The organism is Clostridium thermarum (assembly GCF_006351925.1).
Lineage (GTDB): Bacteria > Bacillota > Clostridia > Clostridiales > Clostridiaceae > Clostridium_AU > Clostridium_AU thermarum.
In genome coordinates, this window is the sequence record NZ_CP040924.1 from 2,522,051 (window position 1) to 2,541,125 (window position 19,075).

At 34.5% G+C, this 19,075-nt stretch carries 13 protein-coding genes and 5 pseudogenes; all 18 read right to left on the reverse strand.

The features are described 5' to 3' along the window. Window positions 1-12 precede the first annotated feature (12 nt). Window positions 13-356: pseudogene (locus FHY60_RS18805) on the reverse strand (transposase); the annotation flags it as partial. 194 nt (window positions 357-550) lie between these two features. After that, window positions 551-2,548, reverse strand: coding sequence for a methyl-accepting chemotaxis protein (locus tag FHY60_RS11320; protein WP_139905154.1), 1,998 nt, complete (start codon window positions 2,546-2,548; stop codon window positions 551-553). A 349-nt stretch (window positions 2,549-2,897) separates the two neighbouring features. After that, window positions 2,898-3,197 (reverse strand): hypothetical protein, encoded by a 300-nt coding sequence (locus FHY60_RS11325; protein WP_139905155.1) that lies wholly within the window; start codon window positions 3,195-3,197, stop codon window positions 2,898-2,900. A 392-nt stretch (window positions 3,198-3,589) separates the two neighbouring features. Beyond that, window positions 3,590-4,255, reverse strand: coding sequence for an MBL fold metallo-hydrolase (locus FHY60_RS11330; RefSeq protein WP_139905156.1), 666 nt, complete (start codon window positions 4,253-4,255; stop codon window positions 3,590-3,592). A gap of 561 nt (window positions 4,256-4,816) precedes the next feature. Next, window positions 4,817-5,992 (reverse strand): multiple monosaccharide ABC transporter permease, encoded by a 1,176-nt coding sequence (mmsB, locus tag FHY60_RS11335; protein WP_139905157.1) that lies wholly within the window; start codon window positions 5,990-5,992, stop codon window positions 4,817-4,819. After that, the gene (gene mmsA / locus FHY60_RS11340) at window positions 5,993-7,525 is read right to left on the reverse strand and encodes a multiple monosaccharide ABC transporter ATP-binding protein (RefSeq protein WP_139905158.1); all 1,533 of its coding nucleotides are present in this window, start codon (window positions 7,523-7,525) and stop codon (window positions 5,993-5,995) included. A 243-nt stretch (window positions 7,526-7,768) separates the two neighbouring features. Then, window positions 7,769-8,851, reverse strand: a complete 1,083-nt coding sequence (gene chvE / locus FHY60_RS11345; RefSeq protein ID WP_139905159.1) for a multiple monosaccharide ABC transporter substrate-binding protein — start codon at window positions 8,849-8,851, stop codon at window positions 7,769-7,771. A gap of 174 nt (window positions 8,852-9,025) precedes the next feature. Further along, window positions 9,026-10,327 carry a response regulator gene (locus tag FHY60_RS11350; protein WP_139905160.1) on the reverse strand — a complete coding sequence of 434 codons (1,302 nt, stop codon included), beginning with the start codon at window positions 10,325-10,327 and terminating at the stop codon, window positions 9,026-9,028. Beyond that, window positions 10,321-11,802 carry a sensor histidine kinase gene (locus FHY60_RS11355; RefSeq protein ID WP_139905161.1) on the reverse strand — a complete coding sequence of 494 codons (1,482 nt, stop codon included), beginning with the start codon at window positions 11,800-11,802 and terminating at the stop codon, window positions 10,321-10,323. Before FHY60_RS11355 ends, FHY60_RS11350 begins: the two co-directional genes overlap by 7 nt. Further along, window positions 11,789-12,778, reverse strand: coding sequence for a substrate-binding domain-containing protein (locus FHY60_RS11360; RefSeq protein WP_243122138.1), 990 nt, complete (start codon window positions 12,776-12,778; stop codon window positions 11,789-11,791). The genes FHY60_RS11355 and FHY60_RS11360 overlap by 14 nt, the downstream gene beginning before the upstream one ends. 362 nt (window positions 12,779-13,140) lie before the next feature. After that, on the reverse strand, window positions 13,141-13,500 hold the full coding sequence (locus FHY60_RS18315; RefSeq protein ID WP_243122284.1) for a NifB/NifX family molybdenum-iron cluster-binding protein: 360 nt from the start codon (window positions 13,498-13,500) through the stop codon (window positions 13,141-13,143). A gap of 21 nt (window positions 13,501-13,521) precedes the next feature. Then, window positions 13,522-13,965: pseudogene (locus FHY60_RS18320) on the reverse strand (C-GCAxxG-C-C family protein); the annotation flags it as partial. Window positions 13,966-13,991: 26 nt separating this feature from the next. Continuing rightward, window positions 13,992-14,448 (reverse strand): annotated as a pseudogene (locus tag FHY60_RS11370) (P-loop NTPase); the annotation flags it as partial. A 10-nt stretch (window positions 14,449-14,458) separates the two neighbouring features. Then, on the reverse strand, window positions 14,459-15,307 hold the full coding sequence (locus tag FHY60_RS11375) for an MBL fold metallo-hydrolase (protein ID WP_139905163.1): 849 nt from the start codon (window positions 15,305-15,307) through the stop codon (window positions 14,459-14,461). A gap of 4 nt (window positions 15,308-15,311) precedes the next feature. After that, a pseudogene (locus FHY60_RS11380) lies at window positions 15,312-16,046 on the reverse strand (4Fe-4S binding protein); the annotation flags it as partial. After that, the gene (locus FHY60_RS11385; protein ID WP_139906452.1) at window positions 15,995-16,348 is read right to left on the reverse strand and encodes a NifB/NifX family molybdenum-iron cluster-binding protein; all 354 of its coding nucleotides are present in this window, start codon (window positions 16,346-16,348) and stop codon (window positions 15,995-15,997) included. The pseudogene FHY60_RS11380 and the gene FHY60_RS11385, both read right to left, overlap by 52 nt. Before the next feature lie 236 nt (window positions 16,349-16,584). Next, a complete protein-coding gene (locus tag FHY60_RS11395; protein WP_139905164.1) occupies window positions 16,585-16,950 on the reverse strand; it encodes a DUF134 domain-containing protein in 366 nt (121 codons plus the stop codon). 535 nt (window positions 16,951-17,485) lie between these two features. Beyond that, window positions 17,486-18,385: pseudogene (locus tag FHY60_RS11400) on the reverse strand (methyl-accepting chemotaxis protein); the annotation flags it as partial. Between the last annotated feature and the right edge of the window lie 690 nt (window positions 18,386-19,075).

The following is a 19,075-nucleotide window of genomic DNA, read 5'->3' on the forward strand; positions in this document are numbered from 1 at the left end:
CGTTAGTTCTATATTAACAATCTTATGCTCCTGTCTAACTTTAAAGTGAACTGCATCCATATAAACTATAGGATAAACCGGGGCTAACGTCCTATTTTGCCAGTCCATAGCCGTTTCCATTAAATTATCCGTAATCTTTGAAATCATGGCAGGGGATATGTCTACTCCGTAGAGTTCATCTATGTATGATTTTATATTCTTGCAACTATATCCATTTCTATAGTTTTATTTGCGCTATCGCTTCTCTCATACTTTTCTCTTCATAGATATTTTTCCATTTCAGCCTGCAAAAACTGTTGAATAATGTTCTCCAAAAGTCTTTGTATCAAGCCGTTCTTAACAGCAAGATCCTCCATGATCTTTTAAAAAAGCCTTATATTCGAAAGCTTATTAAAGTACACCATTTTTTAGGTATCCTTCTTTTTAATGACTAAAATGGGATATTCATTCATGGAAAATGCTGTAAAAACAAGGCTGCGCAATAGCGATTCTTAATGGCTAATGCGACAGCCCCCTTATAGATAAAGACTTTTAGTATACGTAGTTTCAGTTAACTAATCTTAAAATTATTAGCTAAATTATCTAAATCATTTGCCATTGAATTTAGTTCCTGTGCTGTTGAGGCAACTTCCTGTGATGAAGCTGATAGCTCTTCAGATGCTGCTGCCACTTCTTCAGATGCTGCAGTATTTTCTTCTGTTACTGCACTTACTGCCTCAACTTTTTCAATTACACTTATCTTTGCTTTTTCCATTTCATCCATTTCTTTATATGTCTTTGATATTACTGGTGCTATCTTTTCTACTGAACCAAGTATTTCTTCAAATGTTTTAACTGAATTTTCCACTATATTTGTTTGTTCATTTATGAATTCGCGGACTTCATTTGAAGTACTTATTACTTCTTCTGTATCTCCTTGTATTGTCTCTACTAACTTAGCTATTTCTGATGTTGATTTTTTTGACTCCTCTGCAAGCTTTCTAACTTCCTCTGCAACTACTGCAAATCCGCGTCCTGCTTCTCCAGCTCTTGCTGCTTCAATAGCAGCATTCAGTGCTAAAAGATTTGTTTGTTCAGATATAGCATTTATTGCAGCTGTTATATTATTTATTTCTTTTACTGTAGCTGATAAGTTGCCTACCTTACTTATTACTACTTCAAAGGCATTTTTAATTTCAGTTATTGACTTAACAAGCTTGTCCATTTCTGAATTACCTAAGTTAGCTTTTTCTATTGCATTATCTGATTCTGATTTTACATTCTTTAATTCATCATATACATTTTCTATTTTACTTGAAAGATCATTCATCAATCCTACTATTTCTTGCAAATTGTTCGCTTGAGATGATGAAGCTGCGGCTACATGTTGCATTGTATTAGCAACTTCTTGGGATGATGATGACATTTCTTCAGATACAGATGAAAGATTTTGAGATTTAACCATTACATTATTTGAACTCTCTAATATATTTTTAATAATATTACTTTGAGCTGAAATCATGTTTTTGAAGCTTTCTTGTATTTGACCTATTTCATCATTACGAGTAATATTTACATCAATTGCATAATCACCTTCCTCTGCTCTTTTCATAAGTTTGCTGATTTCAATTAATGGTTTTGTTATTCTGTTTATAAAATAAACTCCCAAATACACAACTAAAATTAATATTATGAAAAGAACTAATATTGTTATAACAATGCTTTTGTTAAATTCTTTTGCATATTCATTTTGATTCATTGCCGTTATAATAATCCAGTCCGTATGTTTTGATTGTTCAAATCCCATTATCTTATCTTCATTATTAATTGTATATTTTAAATTACCAGTCTTTTTAGCTATAACCTCCTTGCCAAAACTATATTTTTCACTAATATTAATCATTATCATATCTTTATCTGGGTGTACAATTATGGTACCATCCCCTAATATTAATGTTGCATAACCAGTATTTCCAACTTTAGTTTTTAATATATTCTCAATAAGTGACTCTAATGTTATATCTATACCAGCAACTGCTGCAGTACCATCATTTAGTTTAAAAGCCTTTGCAACAGTAACCATCATAAGACCTGTAGAACTTGATTTATACGGTTTTGTAATAACTATATTCCCAAAGCTATTATTTGCTTCTTTATACCATCCTCTTTGTGTGGGGTCATAATCCTTCGGCATCTCTTTTTGTGGATATATTATAAATTCTTTATTTTCTTTTCCGACATAATATTGAAAGTAATTAGAATTTGATGTTCTATGATGTGATGCAGTAAGTAAAATACCTTCTTTATTTCCTGAAAGAACCAGATCATCTTTTGTGAAATTATCTACACTTAACCTAGCTGTTTCCAATAGATTGTCTATAAAAGCGATCTTTTCTGTTGCTACTTGTTTTGTTAGATTATTTACCTTTTCTTCCACAATATTTTTGCTGATATTTAAAGTAATAGCTACAGATATTATTGCTGGTATTAATGCACTTAACACTAAAATAAGGCATAATTTATGTCTTAACTTACCTCTTTTTAAAAAAACTGCTTTAAACTTCTTCATTAATTTTTATCCCCCTCGTACTTTATTAGCCTTTTAATATGATGTTTAGTATTTCTGCTCACCTTAACGTTAACAATACATCCACAAAAAAAGAAGATCCTTATTAAACTTCTCAATAATAGATTTATTTGATATAAATTTTCCAAATTATTCAATGCCTTCTTTTGAATAATCTATTGCATTAAATTCTTTGAAACATATCCATACTAAGTCCAAAATATTTTGTGTATCACTTTCCTGTAACCTCAGTATTCTCAAATAATTCAATGCATTTTGCAAGAAATTTCTGGTGGGTTTCTGCCTTTATGGTATCACAGTTTTCAATAAAGGTTGCCTCTCCAAAATCCACTTAAGCCTCGCCAGCAGGATAGTCAAGCAACAGCCATCCATCCTTTTTACTAAACAGCTCTTTCTTCTTTGCAGAAACATAGAACTGAACTGTTCTTAGTGACACGTTAAGTTCATCGCCAAATAATTCTTCTAACCTGTCATACACACGTTTCGCTGTGTGAAGTTGCTTTCTTGGTACGGTCAAATCAGCTTCAAGCCATGAATCTATCAGCTCCTTGTAAAAATCTATTTTCAATTCATTTTTACTTCTTCGCTGTGGATTATCGTTGAAATCTTCCTTATCTACATACTTTTGCACAGTTGCATATCCATGTCCGGTTATTCTGCTAATCTCCTTAAAAGTTAGTGTATAATTTTAGTGAGCAGAGATAGTAAAAATACTAGATAAATAATAAAGGAGATGCAAAAGCAACTGCCATATACATAAATTATCCATTATAATTAAGTTGCCGAAACTAAACAGAATGGAGTTATATTTATGTATGAATTAAGTTTAAACCATAATGGAATGACATTCAAGGATATAGAGAGAAAAAAAGTATATAGGAATAAAGGTGGCAAGCAAACTTGTTTGCAAACTATTATGGGGGGAGTTTAATATTCAAGGCATATTTATGAATTTAAACTTGAAAATGGTAAGAAGGCCACTAAATATCATCTAAACGAGTATCTAGGAATGGATACTATAGGTCATGTATCTATAAATTTTTCTTTTAAAAAGTCAATTGTTTTACTTAGCCTTAATTCATCAGCTTCAAGTAAATGAGTTCCCCCTATGACACCATAGATTGGGATGCCTGTCCTTTCTATAATTGTCTCTAAAATATTAATTATTCCTATGTGGGAATATCCTAATATAACCATAAAACCCTTATCAGTTTTTACTCCCAAAACTATTTCATCTGAAAAATTATCCAATACAAAATTTTCATCCTGCTTTATTTTAAACTTATCACTTATAATTTCAAAATCATTATTTCTTTTAAAATTAGCAAATATCATTATATTTTTAGTAATATAATATATATCTTCTTTAACATATTTTATTGGTATATTATTTTTATTAACAAATTCCTCATAAAAAGAATTTCCGATATACTTATAAGTTCCTTCTTCTATAAATTTATATTTGTTGTTAAAAAATCCTTTCCCAACAATTAATTTATATGAGGTTTTAACTTTATCCACAAGTTTTTCAAACCCACCACTATGATCGTAATGGCCATGACTTAATATAACATATCTTAAATTGTTTAAATCCGCATCTAATTTCTCAGCATTTTTAATAAAATTTCCAGTTTTACAGGTATCAAACAATAATTTTGTTCCATCAGCTTCTATATATAGATAATCCATGCTAATTAAATAAATTTAAATTAATACTAGGATTATCTTCTATAAGAGTTATTATTTTAAGATTCATTTTAATTATCAACTCCATTATTTCTCTTGTTTAATTCCAGATTATTATCAGATAATACCTGTTTTGAACTAATTCTATCGTCCTCTACAATATACCTGATAGACTTTTCATTTTTTAAAATTCATCAACAATTTATGAAAAATTTTGTCTAAACTATTCATAGAATCTTATATGTTATTTTATCATAATGGCTTCTTCAAATTAACCATAAAAAAAAGACTTCCAATTAAGAGGCAATAATAAGCCCATTTTGTGGAAGTCTCTTGTTTCAGATAGTTCTTTTTCAGGTATAAATATTTCTTGCATAAATACTGGGTTATCTGGCTTGTTCATTTTTTTAATTTTCTAGACATAGTTATCCCCCAGTAATACTTTTGGGAAATATTATGATGATTGTTTAAGGACCTATTAATACAAGCCAGAAATCCGCACCAATTGGCATTTCCAATACCTGTCCGAATTGCAATACTAATTCCGCCGTTTCATTCCTTATATTATGCTTTTGTCTTATTCTTTGAAAGTACATCAAAGGCTACTGCCATTAACAATACTAATCCTTTAATTGCCATCTGCATATCACTGCCTACACCAAGAATGGACATACCATTATTAAGAACCCCCATAAACAGTGCACCGATTATAGCTCCAACAACTGTACCAACCCCACCATAAGCTGAAGCTCCTCCGATAAAGCAGGCTGCTATAGCATCAAGCTCAAAGTTTTGACCATTTTGAGGTGACGCTGCGTTGAATCTTGCTGTAGATACAATTCCCGCTACTGCTGCCAATACAGACATATTAACATAAGTAAGGAAAAGCACCTTGTTAGTCTTAATACCTGAAAGTTTGGCTGCCTTTTCGTTACCACCCATAGCGTAAATATAACGACCGGGTACAGTTTTCATTGTAAAAAAGGAATATGCTAAAATAAGAATACCGATCAGAACAAGCACTATTGGTATACCCTTATGCGCAGCCAGCCAATAAGTGAATAGATTTATCGCTCCTAAAACCAACGCTAACTGAGCTATAAATAAAGCCATGGATGATACTTCAAAGCCATACTTCTGCTTTTCAATTCTCTTTTTAAATTCCATTACTACGTAAATAACGGAAATAATTATACCTGCTAATAAAGCAGTTAAGTTTAGTTTAGCACCAAAGCTCTTAAAGAAATCCGGTACAAAACCACTGCTTATATTCTGGAAACTTTCCGGGAATGGTGATAAAGTCAATCCCTTTAACATTTTGATAGTTAAGCCCCTAAATAAAAGCATACCTGCAAGTGTTACTATGAAAGCTGGTATTCTGACATAAGCAATCCAAAACCCCTGCCATATACCAATTACTGCTCCTATTAATAGAGCAAGGATTATTACTGTAGTTACATTCATTCCTTTTTCTATTATAAAGGAACCTACAACAGCACCTATAAAGGCACAGACGGAACCTACTGAAAGATCAATATTACCTCCTGTCAGTATGCACAGTGTCATACCTATTGCTAAAATCAATACATAGCTATTTTGAAGTACTAGGTTAGTTACGTTCATCGGCACCAATAAAATACCGTCCGTTGCAATTTGAAAAAATATCATAATTACTACGAGAGCAATAAGCATTGCGTACTGTCTTATATTATTCTTAAAAATATTCTTAATTGATTCCATTTATTTTACCTCCCTATTACTCTGCATTATACATCTCATTATGCTTTCCTGAGAAGCATCCTTACGGTCAAGTTCTCCCACAATTCTGCCCTCATTCATCACGTATACTCTATCTGAGATCCCTAATATCTCAGGAAGTTCCGAAGATATAACTATTACTGCCTTACCTTCATCCGCCAGCTTATTTATTATTGTATAAATTTCATATTTAGCACCTACGTCTATTCCTCTTGTTGGCTCATCAAGAATTAATACATCAGGATCAGAGAATATCCACTTACTCAATACAACCTTCTGCTGGTTTCCACCGGAAAGATTTCCTGTCTTCTGTAAAATACTAGAGCACTTTATCTTAAGCTTATTTTTGTAATCTGTAGCAACCTGTACCTCCTTATTTTCATCAATAAATTGATATTTACTGATTTTACTTAACTTTGCAAGAGTTGTATTCCTCTTGATATCATCTATAAGCACAAGTCCTGCACTCTTACGGTCCTCAGTAACATAAGCAAGTCCATGATCTATAGCCTGTCTTACATTATTGAGGGTAAGTTCTTTTCCATCTTTAATAACTTTGCCGGTAATATGCCTGCCATAGGATTTACCGAAGATACTCATGGCAAGTTCTGTTCTTCCGGAACCCATAAGGCCTGATATTCCTACAATTTCGCCTTTATGAACCTTTATACTGACATTGTTTATAACCTTCCTGCCATCAATTATGGGATCGTACACATTCCAATCCTTAACTTCAAAATACACTTCTCCTATTTTGGGGGTACGTTTCGGGTAACGGTCTACCAGGTCTCGGCCTACCATCCCTTTAATAATTCTATCCTCATTAACATCTTCATTCTTTTCCATTGTTTCTATTGTTGCACCATCACGGATAATAGTAATTGAATCACATACCTTCATTATTTCATTAAGCTTGTGTGATATAAGTATAGATGTAATACCTTCTTTCTTCAACTGTAAAAGAAGCTCTAATAAGTTATCTGAGTCCTTTTCATTTAATGCAGCGGTAGGTTCATCCAAAATAAGAAGCTTTACATTTTTAGCTAACGCCTTGGCAATTTCAACAAGCTGCTGTTTACCAACACCAATATCCTTAACAAGTCTGCGAGGATTTTCATTAAGTCTTACTCTTTTAAGAAGTTCTGAGGCCTTTACATGAGTTTTGTGCCAGTCTATAATTCCCGCACTGGCTCTTTCATTACCTAAAAACACATTTTCCCCTATCGAAAGGTAGGGTACAAGGGCCAGTTCTTGGTGGATTATAGCTATACCCATTTTTTCACTATCTCTAATATTTTTAAATGTGCATACTTTTCCCTCAAATACAATATCTCCGCTGTAGGTACCATAAGGGTATACACCGCTGAGTACTTTCATCAGCGTCGATTTCCCTGCTCCATTTTCTCCAACAAGAGCATGGATTTCGCCGGATTTTACCTTGAGATTTACATTATCCAGTGCCTTTACACCGGGAAAGAGCTTTGTAATGTCTCTCATTTCAAGAATATTGCTCATTCTTACTCCATCTCCTTACACTTTTTCATTTTTTTCGTATAACTTTATCATAATCTCAAAAATTCACCAGAGAAATATCTGTGTTTAACGATTTTTCTGAGGTGATACCTATTACTATAAAGTTAAATTTTAACCTTATGTTCGGCTTGCAGGGGGCAAAGCCTTACCAGTTTTGCCGCCTGCAAGCCGAACACCAAATATGGTGTCCGGCTACAGTGCAGCTTTGCATCTTTATTTCATCGATTATTTTATATCTGATTCTTTATAGTATCCACTGTCAATAAGTATTTCTTTGTAGTTGTTTTTGTCAGCATATACTGGATCACATAAGAAGGATGGAACTACCTTGCTTCCGTTGTTATAAGTCTTAGTGTCGTTAACAGGTGCTTCTTTCCCTTGAAGAACTGAATCAACCATTTCAACTACCTTAGCTGCCAGTGTTCTTGTATCCTTGAATATTGACATAGACTGCTGTCCTTTAAGCATTGCTGCTACGTTTGGCTTATCACAATCCTGTCCAGTTATAATTGGGTATGGCTTGTCAGCTGAACCGTAACCAGCATTTGTAAGGGATGCAATTATACCGATTGCTAAGCTGTCATTTGGTGAAAGAACTACATCAAGTTTCTTTCCGTCAGCGTAGTTAGCAGTTATAAGGTTGTCCATTCTAGCCTGTGCCTTAGCTGATTCCCAGCCTTGAATAGCTATTGTAGCAAAATCTGTCTGCTTACTTGTAACAACAAGCTTACCGTTGTCTATATATGGCTGTAATACACTCATAGCGCCGTCAAAGAAGAATTTAGCGTTGTTATCGTCAGGTGAGCCTGCAAATAATTCTATATTGAAAGGTCCCTTACCATCTTTAAGTCCAAGCTTTTCTTCAATGTACTGACCCTGGATAACACCTACCTTGAAGTTATCGAAGGTTGCATAGTAGTCAACATTAGCAGTATTCATTATTAATCTGTCATAAGCGATAACCTTTACACCATTGTCAGCAGCCTTCTTTAAAACGTCTGTAAGAGCTGAACCGTCTATAGATGCTATTACAAGAACTTTATTACCCTTTGTAATCATGTTTTCAATCTGCTGAACTTGTGTATTTACGTCATTGTTTGCGTACTGAAGGTCAACTTTGTAACCCTTAGTTTCAAGCTGCTTCTTCATGTTTTCACCGTCTTGGTTCCAACGTTGAAGTGACTGAGTAGGCATTGCTACACCTATAGACTGCTTACCTCCGGAACCGCCCTGCTTACCAGAGGAGCTGCATCCAGCAGCAAGCAGCATAAGTCCTGCCATTAAAGCTGAAATAATTTGTTTTTTCATAGATTTTATTCCCCCTTGATTAATTTTATGTTTAAGTTTGTCCCTGTATACATCATACAGTTTGAATACGTTTTCCTCAACGTAATAACTTGCGGACACTGAATAAAATCTTGCCCTGTTTTACAGCAAAAAAATGCTATACAGCATTTTTTTCTTGCTGTACAGCATAATATTTTATTTCCCTTTGAACTCTGTAGGACTGACTCCTTCATACTTTTTAAACACTTTGCTGAAATAATTAGGATCACTGTATCCAACTGAATAGCATACTTCCTTAATGCTTATGGAATCGTGCTGCAGCATTTCCTTAGCTTTATTTATCCTTACCATGTTTATATAGTCTGAGAAATTGCAGCCCACAACTTCCTTGAATGTTCTACTGAAGTAATAGGAGCTTAAATTGAATTTTGCTGCAGTATCCTCTAGCTTTAAATCCTCCTTTAGATTATCTGTAATATATTGCTCTACAACCTGGAATAGAGCAATTTTTTGCTTGTCTACATTTGTGATCTTTTCATTAAATGATTCTTTTTCCTGAAAGTCAGGGTTAATATCTCCAAAATAAATGACATTAAGGTTTTCAGATTTATATTCCAGCGAAGCCCTTGCTTCTTCATAGGATTTGTGCATTTGCTTCAATCCACTGTAACATCGTCCTACTCCTATTCTCACGGATAAACCGTAGGCTCTCTTTATCTCTCTCCTTATATCAACTGCCATATTGACTATGCTGAATTTTGTTTCTTCCATATCCTCGTATTCTTTAACCTGAACAAAATACACCAGTTCCTTTGTAAATCGATAGCTCGCTATAGCCTTACATCTTCTCGTTATATACTCTTTAATATACTCACCTGCCTGGAATTTTACATCCTCTGTCAATGTTTCAGCTGTATTTAAATAAGCAGGTTTTTCTTTAATCCTTACCACCATTGCACAGGCATATTTAAAATCCATATTCAGATATCTTAAGTAGGTTTCATAATCTATTGCTCTTAGATTATTATTTATAATAGAATAGCTTAATTCATTCTCCAATACAGGTATAAGATTATATAGTTTTTCCTGATTTTCAATTTCACTTCTGCGCTTTTCCTTCTCCACATTAACAGTATTTATGGCTTCGCGAATTTTTTCTATTATGTCTGCCTTGCTAAAGGGCTTTAATATATATTCTTTTACATTTATCTTTACTGCCTCTACGGCAAAATCAAAGTAATCATAAGCTGTTACAATTATACAATAAATATTAGGAAGAAACTTCTTAATCTCTTGAATGGCCTTCAGTCCGTTTATTCCTGGCATTTTTATATCCATAATAACAATATCCGGCCTTATTCGTTCAGAAACCTCAATAGCTTCCCGGCCATTCTTTGCCTCACAGATTTCAAGCACGTCCTTAAATTCAGCATTAAGCATTGCAATAATGGAGTCTCTATCGTATTTTTCATCATCTGCTACAAGCAGCTTTAACATATAGAAGTCAACTCCTTCTTTGGAATTTTTAGATAAATCCTTGTCCCAACACCCTTTTGGCTTTCAATAGTAAATATATTTTCCGCATCATATAATAATTCAAGTCTTTCCACTACACTATTTATTCCCATCCCTGTAGTATGGCCTATGTGAACCTCCTTTGATTCCTCCGAGGTTATCTTCTTCAGAGTTTCCTCGTCAATACCACAGCCGTCATCTTCTATTAAAACTGTGCATGTATTCTCATCCTCAAATATATTCATATTGATAACACCACCGTCCTCTTTTGGTTCTATACCGTGTATAAAGGCATTTTCAACAAATGGCTGCAGTGTCATGCCGGGAACCTTTATCTTGGTTAAATCCGCGTCTATGACCAGATTAAATTTGACTCTATCCTCAAATCTCATTTTCTGAATATGCATGTACTGCTCAACTACGCTTACCTCTTCTTCCAAGGTAGCATTTCTATCCATCATGCTGAGACTATATCTTAATATACCAGAAACAGCTCTTATAAGGCTTTCAGTCTTTTCTGCATTTTCAATCATGGCAGTCTGATTAATACAATTAAGTGTATTAAACAGAAAATGCGGATTAATTTGTGCTTGTAAGATCTTAAGTTGAGATAATTTAAGAGCATTTTGATATTTCAGCAACTTCATTTCTTCATCCCTAAGCTTTCTTTCCAACTCTGCATTTTCTTTTAATGAATTTATATATCTCTTTATATCTTTAATCATTGTACTGAAAGCCTCTGATAGTATATCAACCTCATATATTGAGGTCTTCTTACCTTCATTATATGAGAAATCACCTTGAGATACTCTCTTTGATGTGTCTACCAATTCTCTGAGCTTATCTAATATATTCCTGACAAAATACAAGGTATATAATATGCTGATTAGCAATGCTGTAACTATATAAACTGCCAATACTTTATAGATGAACTGAGCTTTTTCCCTAAGTGTTTTATAGATACTATTGTTGTATTCAAGATAGCTGTCACTTAGCTTTGATATGAAATTGTAACAATAGGATGAAATTTCCTTTGTAGAAACATATTCATTGTAATATGCATCAGCCCCTGCTTTATCATTATAAATTCTTATTGTATTATCTCCACTGGTCTTATAGCTCTTTAAGGAGTTTTCCAAATCCCTTAAGATATATCTGCTCTCCAGTTGGGAGCTTTGTTGAAGTATAACCACATTATTAATGGCTTTTTTGTAACTTAATTCATAGGATTTCTTGGCATCTTCTGAATTCGAAAGTATATACTTATTGAAATTGAAAAGGGACTCATCAAGACCCTTTTTTATTTCATTAGTGGTACTCATCTTATTCAGCATATTATTATAATTTGTATTTATCTTCCTGCTTATAACCAGAGACAATATATTACTGGTAGCAATAGGAACAATTATGATAATTACAAAGAGTATGATTTTTTTCCTTAAGCTACCTGGTTTCACCACTGTATTCTCCTTTTATCTTATTATATTTGTCAAGGTTCTCTTTTCCTACCACAATAACATCTGTAAGAAAGACCCCTTTAGTTTCCTTTCCATCCAAAATGTCCATAATTATATTTACCGCATTATACCCCATCATATAAGGCTTTTGAACAATTGTAGAGGTTATAATTCCATTATCTATGCTTTCCAGAGTTTCCGGCAAGTCGTCAAAGCATATTATTTTAACCTTTCCTGTCATGTTTAAACTTGTTACAGCTTTGGCTGCGCCTACCCCGTCCTGAGCAGAAGTGCAAAACAATGCCTTTATATCCCAATTTTTCATGAGAATTTTCTTTGCTGCCAATTCCGCCTCCAGTAAATATGAGTCCGAGGACTGGATATCTGCTATAACAAGATTCGAATTAGCATTAATATATTCAGTGAATCCTGTCACCCGCTCTATCTGATTCTTAACATTCCTTCCCCCCATTATAATACCTACTTTCCCCTCTGTTCCGATTGCATCTATCACTTCCTTACCGCCAACCCTGCCTGCAGCAACATTATCGGTACCTACATAGGCTAATCTTTTACTATTTTCAGCATCAGAATCAATGGTTACAAAGGGAATTCCGCCGTCCACAACCTTTTGAATTACGGGCTGGTAGCTGGATTCATCCTGAATGTAGGCAATTATTCCACTGACCTTTGCAGCATAGGCCATATTAATAAATTTTATACCTTCCTCAATGCTGGCATTGTCTGGACCTTGGTATTCGATGACGGCATTTCTCTCTGCAGCTGCCTTTTCAGCACCATATTTCACATAATGCCAATAGGGATTTGAACAGACATGGGAAATAAGCACTATTTTAGGCTTAATAGGTTCTTCAGGGGCTTTTTCTTCTCTCAGGCTATTCAGAAGCAGGTAATTAAAGGCTACAAACACTAGAATTACCACAATATATCTTGAAGAAAATAAAATCTTTTTCACCCATTCCCCTCCTGTATTCTATTAATCGTTTACACACAACTCATAACTAAACTACACAATCTATTTTACGTTCTTTGACAACTTATTTCAATACATAATACTATAAACTGTTCGATCTATTCGATATGGATTGTCTAATCCAGTAAATGATTCAGTGCGTTTGCTAAGTCAGTTTGTGGAGGAGATGGATTTAGTAGATTCCTATGCATTTGAATGCTTATTAATGTGCACCATTTTTCATCATTCTTTTTCATGGCTAAAATATGATATTTATGCATAGAAAATCCTATAAAAACAGGGCTGAGCATTAGCGATTTTTAATCGCTAATGCGACAGCCCTTATTTATCAACCAAATATTGCACTATTCACTGCACTCATTATGATGCTGATGTTCATGGCAAACAGAACCTGTGGATTTTAATGCCCCCCCCAGGTAAGCTTCTACCGCCGCTTTAGCATTACCGCTTGCCCCTACAATAACCTCTATACCCTTTTCATTGAATATATCAACTGCTCCGCCGCCCATGCTGCCTGAGATTATCACATTTATCCCCATATCATTCAGAAAGTTGGGAAGGTATCCAGGCTTATGCCCTGGGTTAGGTATAGACTCACTTTTAACTATCTGATTATTATAAACTTCAAAAATATTGAAATTTGCGCAATGTCCAAAATGCTCTGTTACCATTTCATTTTCACTTGCTACTGCAATTTTAATCATGTTTTTTCCCTCCATACTTTTACTTAGAATATATTCATCAAGTATCCTTGCGGCTTGCTCAACCAGCTCTACGCAAGGACGCTTACTATAATAACTATCAGTTCTGTCCTCGGGGACAGGATTATCATTCTTAACTGAAAGACCTAAAAGTTCTCTGCATATAATAGAACCGTTTTCTTTTTCAAACTGTCCTGCCAGATTCTGAATAACCCTGTAATGTTCTGTTTTTAAATTTTTGTCAGATGGATCTGTATAACCGTATTTTATACCTACAACCATAAACATTCCGCTGACTGCCCCGCATACCTCTCTCAGTCTGCCCATACCTCCTCCGAAAGAAGATGATATTTTTAACGCCGTATTAAAGTCCAATCCTGTTTCATCGGAAAAAGCAGCAAAAACAGATTGAGAGCAATTGTAACCTTTTTTAAACAATTCTGTTGCCATATCTGAATGTGTACTCATTTATTATCTTCCTCTATTCTTTCTTCCTATATTTTTGATACATGGTCAAACCAATCACCGTCAAATAGTTCTATAAAGCCCTTATGGCAGGCGGCAGAAGTTCCGGGGATGATTGGAAGTTTACCCAGCACCTTTAATTTGTGCTTTTGGGCTATCTCATCAATATAGCTGTCACCGAAGATTTTATGTTCGATACCGCAATCCGGGCATTAAAATAAGACATATTTTCTACCAGTCAAATAAGAGGGATATTCATCATTTAGCCATATTGACTGCTTTTGATACAATCATGGCTGCCAGCTCCTGATGTGAGGTAACAACAATAATTCCATCAACAGCAATGGATTGAAATACCGTTAGTGGAATATCCCCGGTACCCGGGGGCATATCGATAAACATAAAATCCACATCACTCCAGATAATATCCGTCCAGAACTGCTTTACCGTATTACCGATTATAGGTCTTCTCCACTCAACAGGATTTCGTGACCAGTTAACAATCTTTGATTGCTTCGACAGGCGGGATTCTTATTTCACAGCCTGCGGATAGATAATCTATAGTATCACCCATAACAGCTTTAAGCCTTTTATAGGGTTCTATACCTGTACAATGGCAGGTATAGTATTTTGCTTTTGTATCCATAAGGTATTTGCCAATGTTATTTATCACTTCAGCACTTTCATTCCCACCAGAACGGCTGGAAAGATGAAATCCACCTGCCACATAATCAGGCATGCATCCTTTTAAATCACGGAAGTGTTCAAGAATATTTACAATACCATTATGGGCGCAACCTGTTACCAAAAGCGTCTTTTCATTGTCTTCCACTATAAGATTTTGTTCGTGAGCAAAGGTGTCCTGCATCATTTGACCATTGTTCACCATAAGTAAACCACTATTTGATCGTGGAATAGATTCTCTTTGAATGATATTTGAGAACATCTGAATCCCCTTATTGATAATGAAACGGTCTGATGTAAGTACAATTCGCCCGTTCTGTTTCACTCCTTCATCCAGACCAATATACTTCAGTACATTGTTTGGATGTAAAGCGTAGTATTTTTCAAATGCCAATTGGTGTAGGAATACCTTAGCTTTTGAGTTTTCACGCAAAAATGCTTTTACACCGCCTCCATGATCATAATGTCCATGTGAAATTATTAAAAAATCTACATCTGAAATATCTACGTTCAGCTTTTTTGCATTTTCAAGAAACAGCTCACTTGCTCCAACATCAAAAAGAATTTTGAAGCTGACTGTTTCTATATACAGGCTAAGTCCGTGTTCACTGCCAAAGTTTTCAGACAAGGATGTGTTTTCCGTTAATGTTTTGATAATCACGGTCTCAACCACCACCTTTTTCAAAAAGCAAATCCATTGTCTTATTATAAATCCCAGTCACTGCCTCACCTGATGCACAGGATATATCTACGATGATCTGTCCGTTATTAATCGCTTTTACTGCGCCGGTATCAAAAGGTATCCTGCCGACAAAAGGCAACCCTTGTTTTTTACAAAACCCTTCAATCTTTTCTGTATTTTTTATATTGGTATTAAATTTATTTATACATACAGCTATCCTAGTTCCCAATTTCGCCGCTGTATTGATAATACGTTACATATCACTAATACCCGATATAGAGGGTTCGGCCACTATCAAAACCATATCCACTCCGCTAAGTGATGCTATAACAGGACAGCCTATACCTGGAGAACCATCAATAATTGCAAGTTCAGTATTAGCCGCCGCTGTTCTCATCTGCTTTTTGACTTCGGCCACAAGTTTCCCGGAATTCCCGCTCCCCATTTTAAGTTGTGCAGTAGAAATAGTATTTTCTTCGTTTGCATATAACATCAGCTCACCGGCAACGGAGGGTTTTAGATTTATAGCCCCTATTGGACAAACAGCTTCGCAGACTCCACACCCTTCGCAGGCATAAGGTTCAACTTTGTATTTCCCATTTGCCAAAATTGCATCAAATCTGCAGTTTTGTCTACAGCTATCCCATTGGATGCAAAGTTCCGGATTTATCTCCGCTTTCGGCAAGCCATAATAATCACTTTTCCTTGGTTTTGAGCTTTTTTATTAATATTATCCCTGGCTGAAGCAGCTGTGGTTTTATAGATTTTTATTTCTGCAGCGTTAAGCACGTCAGCGGCATTTTCTCCTAGGCGGGGGGTGATCAAAATATTTGCTTTGTTATCTGCTATCATTTGTGCAGCTTTAATTCCTGCTCCGCCTGTACTTGCTGCGGCACAATTGTCAAGAAATATGCTATCCTTGGTATCGGTATTATAAATGAGAAAATAAGGACTGCGTCCAAAAGCTGCACATACGTTTGATTCCAGGCTTTTCTCATCTGCCGGAATTGCTATTTTGATACAAATCCTCCATTCTATTTGCTTTCAGATAATTATTTATTACATTGCGCAACGCATTTACTCCTGAATTTGATCAATGCTTTTTATTCTCAGGAAGCCCATCTAGAGTTTCAACAATAATTCTCCGCATGAAAGATCTCCAAAGCACCCTACCCCATCAGCATCCGGCATACTGTAAGTATTTTGTCAACACATAAAATGTTCAATTACTTTTTCTTAATATATAATAAGTCAACTCAAACCTTGTTATCTTCAAAGTATCCACGCCTATACCTATAACAGCCTCTTCCACACCCGTTACCTGACCCATCGCAAAGACGGTATTCTCCGCCTTCAATCATAAGAACCTTACCGTTCACCAGCGACTCGGCCAGTTTTTTTCTTGCTTCCACATAAATACCTTGCACGGTAGTTCGGGCAACATTCATTTGTTTTGCACATTCTTCTTGGGTAAACCCCTCTAAGTCGATGAGTCTTATTGTTTCATACTCGTCAACTGTCATTCTCAAATAATTTTCTTCATCCGTATTTGCATCAAGAGGCCCAAACCTATTTCTTTCAGGTAAGCAGCATACTTTTCTCCATTTCATTGGTCTTGGCATAACATTATCACCCCATTTCCAAACAGATATAGTTAGAACGACCTCCGGTTATCCATTATGACCAAGATAGATCCTCTAACCGTTTGCAAATAGTTTTCAATTGCTTTTCTAAAATATTTTTGGGTTTTGAAGTAATTCTTTTTGTATTTTTGCAGTGGCCTCTTCAGCCCGGTACCCAATGGGTTAGTTTCATCTATTCCAGGCATGCCATTCACCACATGATAGTTTATGACATATGTCGTTTATATCTTATATTATATGTCATTTCCGTCATATGTCAATAATTATTTTTTTAATTTAGCTTTTTAAGTTATATCTACGGCTGATGAAACCCTGCCCATAACCTACTCTGAGCCATCTGCAACCAATGCAGGAATTTTCACCAAAAAAAGTCCTCACTATATGGCCTTAGAAAAGGTTATAATGGGACACTTTCAATAATATATTATAATTGCTCTTTGAATAGCCTATATACTTATATCATATTTGCTGCCTATAATCTTCTTCATCGTTAAAATGAAATACTGTATAATTTTTAAGTTATTTTAAATTTAGATATTTCAACCTTTAGTTTATCCACACTTTCTTTTGTCTTTATAACTTCTTCTAAAACTTCATTGGATTTATTATTTACTTCCGATATTTTGCTTGCTATATCCGTAGCACCGGATGCACCTTCACTGGCTGCTTGTGCTACTCCATCTATAGTTTTTAATACATCACTAATAGATCCTAAAAGTTCTTCAGAAGTTGAGCTGAACTCCATAACAAGATTATCTACAATTTTTGCATCTTCGCTATATTTATTAGCTACTTCAAGCATAGTTTTGTAATCCTTATCCACATCTGCTGACATAAAGCTTAAAAGATTGTTAGAGTTTTCTGTAAGGTTTTTAACTGCATTTGTTACTTTACTTGTTATGTTTTGTATTTCATTTACAGTTTCCCTTGACTGTTCTGCAAGTTTTCTTACTTCTTCAGCTACTACTGAAAATCCTCGCCCTGCTTCTCCAGCCCTTGCTGCTTCTATTGCAGCATTTAATGCTAAAAGATTTGTTTGTTCTGTTATTTGCATAATAGCATTAGAAAGCAAATTAATCTGTTCCACTACTTTTGATTCTTCTATTGCCTTTTCAAGTCCAGCTTTGGTATTAATAAATATTTCATTAGCTCTTTTTTGAGCATTTTCTACATTTTCTTTTGTTTCATAGGCTCTTTTATATATCTCTGCCGCATGCACAGCACCTTCCTGTGATTTTTCTGCTATGGAATGTATTGCTCTTTCTATTTCCTGTGATGTAGCAGTCATTTCTTCAGCAGAAGCTGCTGTTTCTTCCATACTTGCAGAAAGTTCCTCTGTAGTTGCAGATACTTCCTCTATATTTTTATTTAGATTAGTTACATTTGAATTTATATTTTTTACAACATTTTCTATTTTATTATATTCATTTACCACATTACCTACCAAAGTTTTTAAAGAGTGCTGCATTTCAGCAACATTATTATACAATATACCTATTTCATCATTACTTTTAAATTCACATTTATTAGTTAAATCTCCATTATTTATAGAATTAAAGCATATATTCAATTTATTTATAGCATTAATTAAAGTAATTTTTCCGATTAAAAAAGAAGTAAATCCAACCATTACACCTGCTACTATACATATCAAAATAAAATACATGGAATATGAAGACTTCTTATAATAAGTAAAAAAACTCGCCAAAACAGGAAAAATAATTCCCATCAAAACACCTACAAATATTGATAAGAACAAATATCTTCGAATAACACTTTTATTGAAAATCACAATATTTTCCCCTTTCTTTTATTATGTTCTTATATAAATACCATGAATTTATCATGTATTCCACAACTGTATACTATTATTATAAAAAAACATAAAAATAGCAATAAATTTGCAGAATTATATTTAATTTTGAATATAATAATTCTATTTCACCTGATGACATAATTATTCATTGGATACTCCTACAGGCTTATTCCCTCCTAATTTCCATAGATACTTACCGAATACCATGAGCAACTTGTCCGGCGGCTAATTTAAAAAGTCACCGTTTTCGAGGATAAATTATCTGTGAAATTCAAGTCCGGCGTGATA